The organism is Okeania hirsuta (assembly GCF_003838195.1).
GTDB lineage: Bacteria > Cyanobacteriota > Cyanobacteriia > Cyanobacteriales > Microcoleaceae > Okeania > Okeania hirsuta.
Map to the genome: position 1 here is coordinate 26598 of NZ_RCBY01000019.1, position 15059 is coordinate 41656.

The 15059-nt window shown below is 35.9% G+C and carries 11 protein-coding genes; 5 read left to right on the forward strand and 6 right to left on the reverse strand.

Features of this window, described 5'->3' with window-relative positions; translation table 11 throughout:
- Positions 1 to 11: 11 nt before the first annotated feature.
- Positions 12 to 446 carry a hypothetical protein gene (locus D5R40_RS05515; RefSeq protein ID WP_124143013.1) on the reverse strand — a complete coding sequence of 145 codons (435 nt, stop codon included), beginning with the start codon at positions 444 to 446 and terminating at the stop codon, positions 12 to 14.
- Positions 447 to 598: 152 nt separating this feature from the next.
- On the opposite strand from D5R40_RS05515, the gene D5R40_RS05520 reads away from it, so the two are divergent.
- Positions 599 to 1174 (forward strand): Uma2 family endonuclease, encoded by a 576-nt coding sequence (locus tag D5R40_RS05520; protein WP_124143031.1) that lies wholly within the window; start codon positions 599 to 601, stop codon positions 1172 to 1174.
- A gap of 190 nt (positions 1175 to 1364) precedes the next feature.
- Here D5R40_RS05520 and D5R40_RS05525 read toward each other — a convergent pair whose 3' ends face one another.
- A complete protein-coding gene (locus tag D5R40_RS05525) occupies positions 1365 to 1976 on the reverse strand; it encodes a hypothetical protein (protein ID WP_124154330.1) in 612 nt (203 codons plus the stop codon).
- Between the two features lie 420 nt (positions 1977 to 2396).
- Positions 2397 to 5321, reverse strand: coding sequence for an aminomethyl-transferring glycine dehydrogenase (gene gcvP, locus D5R40_RS05530; RefSeq protein WP_192901030.1), 2925 nt, complete (start codon positions 5319 to 5321; stop codon positions 2397 to 2399).
- 683 nt (positions 5322 to 6004) lie between these two features.
- Here gcvP and D5R40_RS05535 point away from each other — a divergent pair.
- Positions 6005 to 7069 carry a pentapeptide repeat-containing protein gene (locus D5R40_RS05535; protein WP_124143015.1) on the forward strand — a complete coding sequence of 355 codons (1065 nt, stop codon included), beginning with the start codon at positions 6005 to 6007 and terminating at the stop codon, positions 7067 to 7069.
- A 349-nt stretch (positions 7070 to 7418) separates the two neighbouring features.
- Here the strand turns inward: D5R40_RS05535 and D5R40_RS05540 are convergent, their stop codons facing one another.
- Both D5R40_RS05540 and gcvH read right to left on the reverse strand, forming a co-directional pair.
- Positions 7419 to 7766 (reverse strand): hypothetical protein, encoded by a 348-nt coding sequence (locus tag D5R40_RS05540; protein ID WP_124143016.1) that lies wholly within the window; start codon positions 7764 to 7766, stop codon positions 7419 to 7421.
- An 890-nt stretch (positions 7767 to 8656) separates the two neighbouring features.
- Positions 8657 to 9055, reverse strand: a complete 399-nt coding sequence (gcvH, locus tag D5R40_RS05545; RefSeq protein ID WP_124143017.1) for a glycine cleavage system protein GcvH — start codon at positions 9053 to 9055, stop codon at positions 8657 to 8659.
- A 106-nt stretch (positions 9056 to 9161) separates the two neighbouring features.
- Here gcvH and D5R40_RS05550 point away from each other — a divergent pair, with 106 nt between their 5' ends.
- Positions 9162 to 9986: an alpha/beta hydrolase gene (locus tag D5R40_RS05550; RefSeq protein ID WP_124143018.1), complete on the forward strand. Its 825-nt coding sequence runs from the start codon at positions 9162 to 9164 to the stop codon at positions 9984 to 9986.
- A 222-nt stretch (positions 9987 to 10208) separates the two neighbouring features.
- Here the strand turns inward: D5R40_RS05550 and mazG are convergent, their stop codons facing one another.
- Entirely contained in the window at positions 10209 to 11018 is an 810-nt protein-coding gene (mazG, locus tag D5R40_RS05555; protein WP_124143019.1) for a nucleoside triphosphate pyrophosphohydrolase, read from the reverse strand.
- 1005 nt (positions 11019 to 12023) lie between these two features.
- On the opposite strand from mazG, the gene D5R40_RS05560 reads away from it, so the two are divergent.
- Together D5R40_RS05560 and D5R40_RS05565 are read left to right on the forward strand one after the other, a co-directional pair.
- A complete protein-coding gene (locus D5R40_RS05560) occupies positions 12024 to 13358 on the forward strand; it encodes a sensor histidine kinase (protein ID WP_124154331.1) in 1335 nt (444 codons plus the stop codon).
- Positions 13359 to 13942: 584 nt separating this feature from the next.
- Positions 13943 to 14833, forward strand: a complete 891-nt coding sequence (locus tag D5R40_RS05565) for a tetratricopeptide repeat protein (protein WP_124143021.1) — start codon at positions 13943 to 13945, stop codon at positions 14831 to 14833.
- Positions 14834 to 15059 lie beyond the last annotated feature (226 nt).

Genomic DNA, 15059 nt, shown 5'->3' on the forward strand with positions numbered 1-15059 from the left:
CCTTTAATTTATTAAAGTGTAGTAGCTTGTTTTTGTAGCCATCCTATAAGCTTTTGATATGTGTTGAAGCAGTTTTTATAATTTACATTATTAGCTTCAATAGCAAAATAACGTATATCTATAAAATGTTGACACATTGGGTTTTCAATTTCATCCAACCACTTTCGTACTTGAGGAAATTTATCAATTCTAGATTTAAGTTTATTGTGTCGTTTTAATGCTTCTGTGTAGCTATGTCCTGGATTAGTAAAAGTATGTCCTGGATTATTGTTATCTGTTTTCCATTCTCTAGTTGCACTGTTTGGTAAAGTAGCAAAAATCATTGCTTTTAATAAACACTCAATAGTGACACCTCCAAAGTGCATAGCTCCAATTTTTATTCCTGATTTATCTAATATTTCTGTATCAGAATAGCGTTCTAAAAAAGCTGCTTGGTAATCTTCCATAAATAAAAAAATATAGCTTTGATAATGAAAAATATCATGATTTTAACATTATATTTCCTACGCATCCGTAGAGACATATTTGGAGAAAGCTAGTTTCTGGTTTCTCGTTATTGCTAATGATACAATCATATAATACCTCTATCTCCCAAAACATGATTGCTAACCAAAACACAAATTATATTCCTCCTGAAGAATACCTAACAGGAGAAGAACTCAGCTCTATCAAACACGAATATATTGATGGACAAGTATACGCAATGGCAGGTGCTAGTGATGCTCATGTCACCATTGCTGGAAACTTATTTGCACTGTTGAGAAATTATCTGCGAGGCAGTGGTTGTCGTGTTTATATGTCGGACATGAAAGCTCTTATAGAAACTACCAATACATTCTTCTATCCTGATGTTATGGTGACTTGCGACACCAGAGATAAAGCTTTGCCAAATCATAAAAAATATCCTTGTTTAATAGTGGAAGTTTTATCGGAAAGCACTGAAGCATTCGATCGCGGTGACAAATTTGCCAACTATCAGCAATTACCAACTTTGCAAGAATACGTTTTGATTAACCAAAAACGCCAACGTTTAGAATGCTTTCGTCGCAATGCTGAAGGTCTTTGGGTATTGCACACTTACACTCAAGGCAGTGAAATTCATCTGGCAAGTATTGACTTTCGGACTAGCATTAATAGTTTGTATGAAGATGTCACTTTTGGAGAAACTCTGTAGTGCATTATATCCTTGGGGGCGGGATCATCAGATAATTTATAACACCATTAATTTAACGCGGAACCTGCCCCTACTTTTGCAACGTTGAGATCGCTTTTACGTTTACTGCTAATATCTACTTTTTTTCATTTTCTAGTAGATTTCCTATTGTATCATTTTATATGAAACAGTCTACTACAGTCCACTACTACTAACTCACGGTCGAATAACTTACAAAATTCGTTAAAATTCCTAAAATTTTCGGTAAATTCTTAACAGAATATTCTTCCAAATCAACTGTCATAGTTTGAGATTCTAACTCTAAAAACTGCCAAGTAGTTCCAGTAGTAACAACCCCATAAATTAAAGGAATTTCATTATTTTCTCTTTGATTAAAAACTTGGGCAGCGACCATTTCTGCCATACATTGAGCTAAACCCGACTTGATATTATCGTTTTTCGCTTCCACCAAAGCAACAACTGGCGCTTCAATCAAAAGTTGCAAAGTGGAACAGCTAATAATAAAGTCACAAAAACCATTCAATCCCTGTTCGATATCAATATTAAATTCTACACCCGAAAAAATGCTTATTTGATTGTCTAACTGTTTTTTGATTGCAAATAAAATCGGCGCAATAATTAACTCGGAACGCGCTTTTTCTGTACCAATAGCGACTGCTAACGGTAAGTAATATTGCAGTGCTTCTTGTAAGAATTGACTGGGTGGAATTTCTGGCAAGTCATTAAACTTTCCCACGGTTTCAACTATTGTTAAATTAAAGGTTTTTTGCAACTCTTCTATAGTGAATTTACTGTAAGACATTGGTTTTAATTTTTTGGGGAGTGTCTCCTAATCTTTGTTTTGATTGCTATATTTAGGGTTTGCTGAAAAAGTCGGGTGATGGTAGGCAACAGGGAACAGGGAACAGGCAACAGTCTAGTAGTCTGGTAGGGTGTGTTAGCGAAGCGTAACGCACCGAACATAATCAGGACTTACGCAAATTCATCTTTAAAACGCCATATGTAGGGGCGTTAACGATAGTTATGCGAAGCAAATGGCATTGGCGTTCCGCCAAGCTCCGAATTGCGCCCTCACTGGATTTAGTGTCCGTGTGTAAGTCCTGATTATGAAAGAGGCGGTGCGTTACGACGGATTGCTAAATCTCTTTCAGAGTCTAAATTTACGCCGTCTAACGCACCCTAAAAATTTGGCTGATAGCTGATAGCTGACCGCTGACCGCTTTTAACTATAAGCTTCTATCGGCAAACAGGAACACACAAAATTACGATCGCCAAAAGCATTATCAACCCTTCCCACAGCAGGCCAAAACTTATGCTCCCGCGTCCAAGGTGCGGGATAAGCGGCACGTTGTCGAGAATAACCATGTTTCCACTCATCCACCATCAAACTCTCTGCGGTATGAGGTGCATTTTTCAACAAATTATCCTGTTTATCTGCTTTCCCAGTTTCAATTTCTTCTATTTCCTGGCGAATCAAAATCATTGCATCACAAAAACGGTCTAACTCTTCCTTCGACTCACTCTCTGTCGGTTCCACCATAATTGTTCCCGCCACAGGCCAAGAAACAGTCGGCGCGTGAAAACCATAATCCATCAAACGTTTGGCAATATCTTCCACTTCAATACCAGCCAACTTTTTCAACGGACGCAAATCCAAAATGCACTCGTGAGCAATAAACCCATGCTTACCCTTATACAAAACTGGATAATAATTCTCCAACCGTTGAGCAATATAATTAGCATTCAAAATTGCTACTTTGGTTGCTTCAGTCAAACCATCTGCACCCATCATGGCAATATACATCCAAGAAATTGGCAGAATACTGGCACTACCCCAAGGTGCAGCAGATACCGCTCCACTAGAATTTTCTCCACCAATATTAATCACAGAATGACCTGGTAAAAACTGTGCTAAATGAGATTGAACGCCTATGGGACCCATTCCCGGACCACCGCCACCGTGAGGAATACAAAAAGTCTTGTGCAAATTCAAATGACAAACATCTGCTCCTATTTCTGCGGGGCGACATAAACCTACCTGAGCATTCATATTCGCTCCATCCATATAAACTTGACCGCCGTTACTGTGGATAATTTCGCATATTTCAGAAATTTCTTCCTCAAATACACCGTGAGTTGAGGGATAAGTAACCATAATGGCAGCTAAGTTATCTTTGTTTTTTTCTGTCTTCGCCTTTAGATCTGCAATATCTATATTTCCTTGTTTATCGCATTTGACGACTACAACTTTCAACCCACTCATCACTGCCGAAGCAGGGTTTGTACCGTGAGCAGACTCAGGAATCAAACAAATATTGCGATGTGCTTCTCCTCGGTGAGCGTGATATTCGCGAATTACTAATAAACCTGTATATTCTCCCTGGGAACCTGCATTTGGTTGTAGAGAGATGGCGCTAAAACCTGTGATTTCTGCTAACCATTCCTCTAGTTGTTCAAACATTATTTGATAACCTTTGGTTTGGGAAGTGGGGGCGAAAGGATGAATTTTGGCGAATTCCGGCCAGGTTACAGGTATCATCTCTGCTGTAGAGTTGAGTTTCATTGTACAGGAACCTAACGGTATCATTGATGTTGTTAGGGATAAGTCTTTTGCCTGTAAACGGTGGAGGTAACGCAATAGTTCGGTTTCTGAGTGGTAGCTGTTAAATACTGGGTGAGTTAAATAACTGCTGGTGCGGGAATGTAATCCCCCCTGACTCTCCTTTGTAAGGGGGGGAGTGTTTTCGATGTCTGGTAATGGTTCTCCACCAGCAAAAATTTCCCACAAATTTTGCACATCTATATTAGTTGTGGTTTCATCTAGGGAAATGCTGAAAGTTTGATCGTCGAGACTCCGGAGATTAATACCTGCTGAAACAGCAGCATCAATAATTTCTTTTGCACTTTTCAGAGGAGATTCAGCACCCACTGTTATCCGAATAGTATCAAAAAATGATTCTGCACCAACTTGATAACCAAGCTGTTTTAAACCTGTTGCCAACTTAACAGTCAAACTGTGAATATTTTCCGCAATCTCCTTTAAACCATCAGGACCGTGATAAACCGCATACATACCTGCCATCACTGCCAGCAAAACTTGAGCAGTACAAATATTACTCGTTGCCTTCTCCCTGCGAATATGTTGTTCCCGTGTTTGCAATGCCAACCTTAGCGCAGGGTTGCCGTTAGCATCTTGAGAAACTCCGACAATACGTCCTGGAGTTTGTCGTTTATAAGCTTCTTTTGTCGCAAAATAGGCAGCATGAGGACCGCCGTATCCCAGAGACACGCCAAAACGTTGAGTATTACCTACAGCAATATCAGCACCAAATTCTCCTGGAGGCGTTAACAAAGTCAAACTGAGTAAGTCAGCAGCAACAGTAACTAAACCTCCCACTTCGTGAACTCTTGCCACAAAGTTGCGGTAGTCATATATTGCGCCGTCGGTGGCAGGATATTGGAGGAGTGCGCCGAATATTGGTTTGTCAAAGGTGAAGGTGCGAAAGTCGCCAACGATAACTTCTATTCCCAATGGTTGTGCCCTAGTTTTCACAACTTCAATATTCTGAGGATGGCAGTTAGAGTCAACAAAGAAAGCTTCTGCTTTAGTTTTGCACAGACCGTAACTCATGCTCATTGCTTCTGCTGCTGCTGTAGCTTCGTCGAGTAGGGAAGCGTTAGCTATTTCTAAACCTGTTAAGTCTGTAATCATGGTTTGAAAATTCAGCAATGCTTCCATTCGTCCTTGAGCTATTTCTGCTTGATAGGGAGTGTAAGCAGTGTACCAACCAGGGTTTTCTAGGATATTGCGGAGGATAACTGGTGGGGTGATGCAGTCGTAATAACCCATTCCTATGAAGGAACGAAAGACTTGGTTTTTGGAGGCTATTTCTTTGATTTGGGCAAGAGCAGCAGTCTCGCTCAGAGATTTTGGTAGATTTAGGGGTTTTTGGTATCGAATTACTTGTGGAACTGTTTTGTCAATTAGGTCATCTAGGGAGGAAACACTTAATACTGTCAACATTTTTTGAATTGCGTCAGAAGCAGGGCCAATATGTCGTTGGCAAAAGTTAGTAGATTTCTGGCCATTATTCTGGTGTTGTAGTTGAGCGGTTGACTTTGTATTAGATTTGTGTATTACTACCACTTTTATATTCCTTGGAGTTAACTTCTGATTAAGTTTTAACAAAAATTCATAACTTCATGGGAGATAAAATAATTTTTTTTGTTTAGAGGCCAAATTTTGGGATTGTCAATTCAGTTATCAGTTATCAGTAGGCATCTCCGGAAAAGAGGGAGTAGGGAGTAGGGGTTAGGCAGTAGGGGGAAAGAATTGATAATTTCTGTGGGATAATTGATTTGATTTTTTATTATTGGAACTGAAATAATACGGAATCGAAACTTTTCAGTATGAAGATATTTTCAACAATTAATTATTAATTATTACCTCTTCTTTTTAAGGAGAGGATTGACGCGGTAGGGAAAATTTTTTCTTCTCTTGGTCGATTGGATATGGCGAGGAGACCTTGCCATCCCACCCTACGGGAAGCTGCGCTTTTTCCTAGGTCATGCTACGCAACATATTTGCGGAGCAAAACGACCGCTTTTTTCTCCTTTAAAGAAGAGGCTTTAAACCTTAATTATTCGGTAAAAGTTTATACTATTGCTGTAATATAGCAATCCTAAATTGGTTGTGACAAATCAAAAAGTAGATAAAAAAACTGAAACTCTTACCTGTTCCCTGTTCCCTGTTCCCTGTTCCCTGTTTCCTAAAAATAGTAAGATTTTTATACACAAATAAAATAGGATTACTATAGTATTTTTTTGACTATGAAAATAAAATTTATTGCTGCTGGCTTAGGAATTTTGAGTATTTTATCAGTATCATTTAGTGTAGTTAAGTTACGCCAGAATCAAGTACTCGATCGTACTGTTAATTATGCTCAAATTGAAACTTGGCAGCATGACTCAAGAGAAGATTTTTTTAATTGGGAATCTATTTTAGAACAAATTAATAGTTTGCCTTTGTTCAGATATACTATAGGAATTACTTTCATATTTTTCTTTATTTTTGTCTTTGCAATCTATCGGGAAAAAGAGTTAAACCCGATTACAATGAAGCCAGAAAGAGTTCATCCAGTTATCTACTTGAATAACCTCTTATCCTCTATAGCTAAGAAAGAACCTTGGGAAGTTTTTGAGAAAATATTTTTGCCTGTTTTTATCGGTTTAATTGCCAGTTTTATTACTTACGATTTAGAACAGATTCAAGAACAAATTGCTGATAAACGCCTCCACGAACAAATATGGGAAAACTACCTGAAAGAAATACGAGAAATTTTGGTAGATCGATCAAATATTAATAATACTGATACGGATAAATTTGATTATTTAGATTTAATTAGGGCTAATACATTAGCTTTATCAATTCGTTTAGAAGATAATAAAATACTCAAAGGATTATTATTACAATTTCTATATGATACAGAATTAATTCGATGCAGACAATTAGATGCAGATTGCAATCGAATAGTTTCTCTGGATCGAGTTAATCTAGAAAATGCTCAATTAATGAATGCTAATTTAGAAAAAGCCAAGTTAAGTGGTACTAATTTTACTCATGCCAAATTGACAAATTCTACTTTGGTAGAAGCTGATTTAAGTTATGCAAGATTAGTAGAAGCTAAACTTAATAATGCCAACTTATATCAAGCAAATCTCAGTTTTGCTACATTAAATAATGCAGATTTGCGAGGTGCAGATTTAAGTCAAGCTAACTTAACTAATGCAAATCTTAGTGGTGCAAAACTGGATAAAAAAACAACGTTGTTATTTGCTACTTTGTGTCAAACAATTATGCCAGATGGAAAAATTTCTAATGAACAATGTCCTTAGCGATCGCCCAGGGTGATATAGCAGTAAGTTCTTTGGCGTTTGACAATAAATTTGAGTGGTTTGTGCAGCATTCCGCACCGGAATTGGGAGTAAGGAGTAGGGGGTAGGGAATAGAGGAATATCCGCGTCCTATTTGCGTAGTCCTATAGATGAAGCATATCTTCAACAATTAATTATTAACAATTACCTCCCTTGAAAACCGATTAGGATTGGCAAACAGGATTTTTTTCTTTATTTCTTCAAAGAAGAAGATGCTTTCAACCTTAATTATTCGGTAAAAACTACAAAGATTTCAGGAACTAATTATTGTCAATTCCTGTTGTAGTTTAATAACATTTACAAACAGTCTCTAAAATTTTGGATTTTCATTAACACTTTGCCAGATTTGTTTACAACGCTCTGGATTCAGTGTTTGGTCAAAATACTTTCCCTCTCTCTCTGATTTTTTTAAAATTTTCAGGCTTTCATTACTATCTATATCTCCATTAATAATAGCCTTCTCAAGTGCTATAGTTCCAGCACGTCTAGCAGATTGATAAATAGATGCTTCCGAAGGATTTTTAGCAGCATTATTTGTACACCAACTCATAGCACCAATCATCTGAGAAATTTTTTCCCCATTCCATGTTTCTGCTTTTACAGATATAGGTATTAAGCCGATTATGACAGTTAAACTAAACCATATATATTTTTTCATTGTACTACCCCGACTATATTTTTTTTATATATTCCTATTATATCAGATCACCTTCAAATTATCATAATCCGGGAATTAAGATAGCCAAATTAACTAAAAAAAATATCAGCCATGCTTGACCAGATAAATTCACAAAAAACAATTTATGATGAGGAATAAAATAACATTAATACCACTAACTTCAGCAAAGAAAATAAGGCAGAAAGGTTAATAAAGACAGATAAGGTCATTTCAGTTATCAGTTATCAGAAAAAATCTACACCCTGCTGAAAAATTTTCATCATTTAAGGCTGATATAATTTCCGTTTAATAGCGTGATCAAAAACTTTCTTATCCTTCTTCTCCTAATTCCTGATTTTTTCCTCCTGACTCCTGAGTTATCACTCCTCCGTAGTTAGAGAAAATAAGGCAGAAAAATTAATAAACGCAGATAAGGTAAATAATCTGAAAAATACTTATTTAATATCAAATCTGGTTAAACAGTTATAGAATGGTTAAGTATTTAGGAGTCAGGAGTTCAGGAGTAGAGAGAATCACTTTGATGAGCATAGTTATGACGATTGGAAATTTTTTTTATGTCCAATAAAACGGATTTGATATAACTAGATACTATTTCAAATAACTTAGCCAGAAAAAGTCTACCCCTGCTGAAAAATTTTCATCATTTAAGGCTGATATAATTTCCGTTTAATAGCGTGAAAAAAAACTTTCTTCTCCTCTTCCTGATTTTTTCTGATAACTGATAACTGATAACTGAAATGACTCCTCCATCATTTTCAAGCAACCTTTGTAGAGACATTCCATGGAACATCTCTACATTATTGTTCGGAGGTGTATAATGAACTTAGTCAAGCTATTGTTGTAGATTTGAGAATATTTTTGGTTACTACCTACTCTCCTTCTACCATTTCACGATACTCCTCAGCAGAATAAATATCATCTCCTTCTAGTTCATCAGGGTCTTTAACGCGCACCTTCATCAGCCAACCCTCTATGTATGGGTCTTCTTCTGATAACCGCTCTGGACTTTCTAATATTTCTTCATTGCGGTCTATTACTGTACCAGTAATAGGAGCATTCAAGTCTTCAACTGCTTTGACAGACTCAACACTGCCACACGATCCTTCTTTTTCTATTTGATCTCCCACCTCTGGAAGCTCCAGAAATACAATATCTCCCAACTGCTCAATAGCATAGGCACTGATACCAATAGTGGCAATTTCGCCATCCATTCTTACATACTCGTGGGTTTCAAGATACTTGAGGTCATCTGGAAATTCTAATTGCATTTATATTCCTCGCAATAGTACAAATAATGCTAGCCAGCTCAACACTAGACCTGCGTTACAAATTATTCCGTATAGAATAATATAGGTAAATATCCAGTTCTTTCTTATGGATAAGAAAAATATTATAGGATTACTTATAGGGAAATTTTCTGTTCTTAGACTAATCAGATCTACCCTAATTATCTATGTCCTTGTTGGTTTTTGGGCTTTCTTTTTCTCAGATCGGCTGATTTTTTTACCCCGTCCATCTAGCTATCAAGAAAACCAGGAATTTGTCAAGCTTCAGTCTAGTAATACAGTCCAAATTACAGGTGTTTATTTAGCATTACCCAAAGCAAAGTATACTATTCTCTACAGTCATGGTAATGCTGAAGACCTAGGGGAAATTTTGCCCAGGTTGCGAGATTTGCGAGATATTGGGTTTAGTATATTTTCCTACGACTATCAGGGTTATGGAACAAGTCAGGGAAATCCTTCAGTGAAAAATGCCTACCAAGATATTAATGCAGCTTATGAATACTTGACCCAACAGTTGGGCATACCTACAAACCAAATTATTGTTTATGGACGTTCAGTTGGTGGAGGGCCTTCAGTAGATTTGGCATCCCGGCAGTCTGTGGCTGGTTTAGTAGTTGAAAGTTCATTTACAACTGCATTTCGGGTTGTGACGCGCATCCCTATTTATCCCTTTGACAGGTTTCGCAATATTGATAAGATAAAAAATGTTAATTGCCCAGTTTTGGTAATCCACGGAAATTCTGACCGAGTGATTCCTTTTTCCCAGGGGAAACAACTTTTTAACACAGCTAATGAGCCTAAACTTTCCTTTTGGGTTGATGGTGCTGGTCATATTGATTTATTAGAAGTGGCGGGTGAAAAGTATGAAAAAGTGATGATTGAGTTTGCTAATTTGGTGCAACAAAATCAATAATAGGAATTAAGTTTGATTCAAGAATAATTTTAAGTTTCTTGATACTTATATCATGTCCAATTAAATACTTATAAATAACAAGCGAGGAGTCAGGAGTCAGGAGGGAAGAATCAGGAACAAGAGAAGAAAATTTTTCATCACCCTATTAAACGGACATAATATTACCTAAAATCTGATAGAGCCAATTATCTATAAATTTGTATTTCATCCAATTTCTAACTGCTATACATACTTCTTTTTTTCCCTTGCTAATTGTGCTTTTGCATTTTGCCACATTTGTTCAAACTCCGCCAAAGTATACTCAGAAAGAGGACGGTTGCACATTGTTTCTACTAAAGCAAACCGTTGCAAAAATCGATGATTAGTTCCTTGTAAAGCTTGTTCTGGATTCAAATCATACCACCTTGCCAATTGCACCAAAACAAATAAAATATCTCCCATTTCTGCTTGTTGATGTTCCTGATCTTCAGATTGTAAAGCTTCTTCAAACTCCCCAACTTCTTCGTGAAATTTTCTCCAAACTCCTTCAATATTTTCCCATTCAAAACCAAGAGCAGCAGCTTTTTTAGAAATTTTCATTGCTGCCATAAGTGGAGGTAACTGTCGAGCGTATCGACTGAGTTTTGTACTAAATAAATCATTAGTTTCTCCTTTTTCTGCTGCTTTGATTTGTTCCCAATTTTGCTTAACTTCTTCTGTACTATTTACTTTCACATCTCCAAATACATGAGGATGTCTTCTAATCATTTTTTGATTAATATTTTGAGCGACTTCAGCTAAAGTAAAATCATTTGCTTCACTAGCTATTTGTGCTTGCAAAACCACCTGTAATAATAAATCTCCTAATTCATCAACTACTGCTTCTTTCTCTCCGCTTTTTATTGCATCAACTGCTTCATAAGCTTCTTCAATAATGTAAGGAGTTAAAGTTTCTGAAGTTTGAGCTAAATCCCAGGGACACCCCCCATCTGGAGAACGTAATTTTGCTACTATTTCTATTAGTTCTTGTAACGCAGTCAATGTTGAATCCATATTAGATAACAAAATAGTTTAATTTTAATATTAAATAAGTAAAATCCTTACTAATGTTTACCCTATCGTCTATAGAGCAGACTTCCAAACTCATTACTAGAATATTTTTGTCCTACAGTAATTTTGCTGTTATTTAAGTTTAAGGAAAAAAACAGTATTTATAGCTAATTAAGAGGATTTGATCTAGCAGCCATCTTTGATGATTATATAATAAATATTCTGGAAAAAGGCAGCGTGGATAAAGATTTTCAAACTGTTGATATAGAAAGTTGAGGATTTATGACAACTCTTACGGGTGAGTACTTGTATTTCTACTTAAGTAAGTAGGTAAGCTTAGTGAATCCATATATCTTAAACTATAATCATACACATATTTACATATATTCAATTTATTAAATTTTGATCCCAATTTATTAAAAAATAACTGGTATCGTTACAGAATTATATATTATAGTTATACCAAATTAATATGAAGTTGCATAGAATAATGTTTTAATCAGAGTTGATTGTAGATCAAGATATACAAGTTAATAAATTTCATAATTCTGTGCCACCGCGCCACCTAATACCTAACACGTAATTCTGTGCAACCTCACATAAAATTGGTATTAGTTATAGATAAAAATATTGAGTACTTTGCTCAATTTACTTACTTAAATTTTATAAGAATAATTACTGATTTACCTACATTTACAGTCATAAATTTATCATAGTATCCAACTATATAGATTATTATCTATCAAGTAGTATGCAATGAAATAATTAAACCTTTTTTTATTTGTGACCAAGATATAGGCCACATAATCTATACATATTAGATAAAACAAACAAATCTATTAAGAAATAAAATTAAGCAATTGTTATCAGCTCTGATGATCTTCTGAGGATTGTGCTAGAAAAGTTAAAGATAGCCATGATAATATATTCCAGATGTGCAAGCAAACTATCAGGAATATTTTGATAAATAGTATCTATTGATACAAAAATACTAGGAATTCCCTTAATATGTTTGCTTTGTATGAGTCATATTCAGATTCATTTATTGTGCCTAATTTAGAGGTTAAAAGTCAATTTTTATCTTTAGAGTCAACTATACAGGAACTACCTCTGCAAGACTTTCAAATTGTATCTAGCTACCTTGGGAAAGATATTGCAACTGTGTTTGAAGCCAACCCTTTGCTGCCTGGTGTGATTTTGAGAGATCGGCAAGATAAATTAGTTGGTATGATTTCCCGAAGATTATTTTTTGAAAAAATGGGAAGTCGCTATGGTATGGAGATGTTTTACAAGCGACCTATAGAAGCTTTATATCATGTCTCCAAAACAGATATATCTATTCTTCCTGGTAATACGTTGATAGTAGAAGCAGCACAAAAATCTTTGCAGAGACAGCCTGAGTTATTATATGACCCAATAGTTGTAGAAATAGAAGCTAATGTTTATAGACTTTTGGATGTGCATCAGTTATTAGTCGCTCAGTCAAATATTCACGAACTTACGAATTATCTACTACAAAAACAAACTCAGGCAAAAGCTATTCAAACGGAGAAAATGGCAAGCTTGGGAAGAATGGTTGCCGGGGTAGCCCATGAAATTAGAAATCCTGTTAACTGTATTTGGAATAATTTAATATTTCTAACTTCTTATTTAGAAGAAATTACTAAGCTTTTATCTGCTTATGATCAAATATCAGAGCCATCTCCAATTATCAATCGAATTAAAGAACAAATAGATTATGATTCTTTACAGGAAGAATTAGCTGAGACGACTCAAGGTATTAAATTGGGTTCGGAACAACTTCTGAAAATTGTGAATAGTCTTCGCAATTTTTCTCACATGGATGAGTCTCAAAAGAAACAAGCATATATCCATGAATGTATAGATAGTAGCTTACTTATTTTAAATAATCGTCTTAAAAATGGTATCAAAATTCTTAAGAATTATTGTACAAATTTACCAATGATTAGTTGCTATTCTGGTCAACTTAGCCAAGTATTTATGAATCTAATTAGTAATAGTATTGATGCACTTAATGAAAAATTAGCTGAATTGGACTTGTGTGATTGGCAACCTCAAATTGAAATAAGCACAGAAGTCATAGTTAGGAAAGAGTCTGATTGGTTGACTATTAGAATAGCTGATAATGGGCAAGGTATTCCTCTAGAAATACAAGATCGAATCTTTGAAAATTTTTTTACCACTAAACCTGTAGGTAAAGGAACAGGTATGGGTCTAGCTATTTGTTACCAAATTATTACTGAAAAACATGGTGGAAAGCTTAAACTAAATTCCTTACCAGGCAAGGGTACTGAATTTGAAATTATTATACCAATAGTTTAATTGAATACTGTTCACGCTCTAGAAAAGAAAAAATATAAATCAGACAGTCCTTACTGAAAAAAAAAGAGCAGAGGATCTTTACCAAGAGAATTTATTAAAAGTCTGAAGCGGAAATTATAGATGTATTATTTATAGATATATTATTTCCAATAGACATCTCCAGAAATTAGATTTTCACCTATGACAGGATAAGGGTTTCAGATTCTTTTTCAGATATATGTAATAGTAGTATACTGCAAATTATAAAATTTTTAGGGTAAAAACAGAAGCTCAAATCCTACCTAAATATACTCTTTCCCTACTTTTTTTCAAATTTTTTAGTGGTAAATGGCAAAACTTCTGTTATACTTGAATTACTAGGTGGAGTTTCCAGGGATTTTAAACCTGTGGAGAAGATAAGTTACAGACTGGGGTCAATGGTCTTCAGTGTTTGCGCAGCATTGCGTCAGCACGCGCAGGAAGCTAGCTCCAAAGCTCAAAATACCGTTTTGGGTAAGTTTGGGTAAGTTTAGTCGAATGGTATCCTATCATATTATATACTTTATACTTTCAACTGAACTTCTTAACCATAAATACTCTTTACCGTGCCAAATCGAAATTTCTTAGTTTCTTTATTCATTACCCTTGGCCTATGGGGCACTACAGTGAAACCGATGCTGGGACAAGCATTAGTTCCTCACATACTACAGCTAAACTCAGCTCAATTGGAACAAACGGGTTTAAGTTTAGCTGAGGAAGCTGTACAGTTAGCAAGATTTCAACAATTTGAGTTAGCTTTATCAAGAGCTGAATTGGCCACTGAGTTAGCCCCAAATAGTCAACAGACCTGGGCACTATTAGGCAGTCTTTACATTCAAGCTGAAGAGTTAGAAGAAGGTATTACAGCTCTAGAACAAGCTCAAGAACTCGATCCAAGTAATGCTGATATTCGATTTATTCTTGGTAGAGCTTACTTTCAAAAAGCTGAGTATGGAGAAGCTATCAAGCAGTTAAGAGCAGGTTTGAAGTTCAAACCAGATAGTCCTGGTGCTTTATTCGATCTAGGTAATGCTTATTACAAACGTGGTAAGTTTAAAAGAGCGATCGATCAATATGAAGAAGCTTATTCCCTCGAAAAAAATCTATGGCCTGCAATTAATAATATTGGCTTAGTTGAGTACGAGATGGGAAATGTGGATGATGCGATCAGAAAATGGCGTGAAGCTATCTCTTTAGATAGTAAGGCAGCAGAACCACTTCTAGCGCTATCAGTAGCTCTTTATACTAAAGGGGATAAACAACAAGGTTTTGCTATGGGAGAAAAAGCTCTACAACTAGATAGTAGATATGCAGATATTGATTATCTTGACCAAAACTTGTGGGGAAAACGCTTGCTGGAGGATGCAAAAAGGTTTTTCGCAACTCCGCGTATTCAGGAAACCTTAGCTCAAATAGAAGACTTACCTCCCTCGTCTCCATCTCAGGTATCTCCATGATATAGGGTCATCTTCAATATTTAACTGTTGCAGAAACCTCACGCCATTATCAAGTAGCTAATCGTAAAATAGCTAGATGTCGAGAGTATTTTTTGCACAAGCTATCCTGCGCGGCAGTCCCTACAATGGGAAGATATCCCACAATAGGCTGCCTTAAAATAGTCAATGAAAACGATAATTATCGGAATGTTCGATGGAACATCCCTGCTTTGTATTTGAGGAGTGT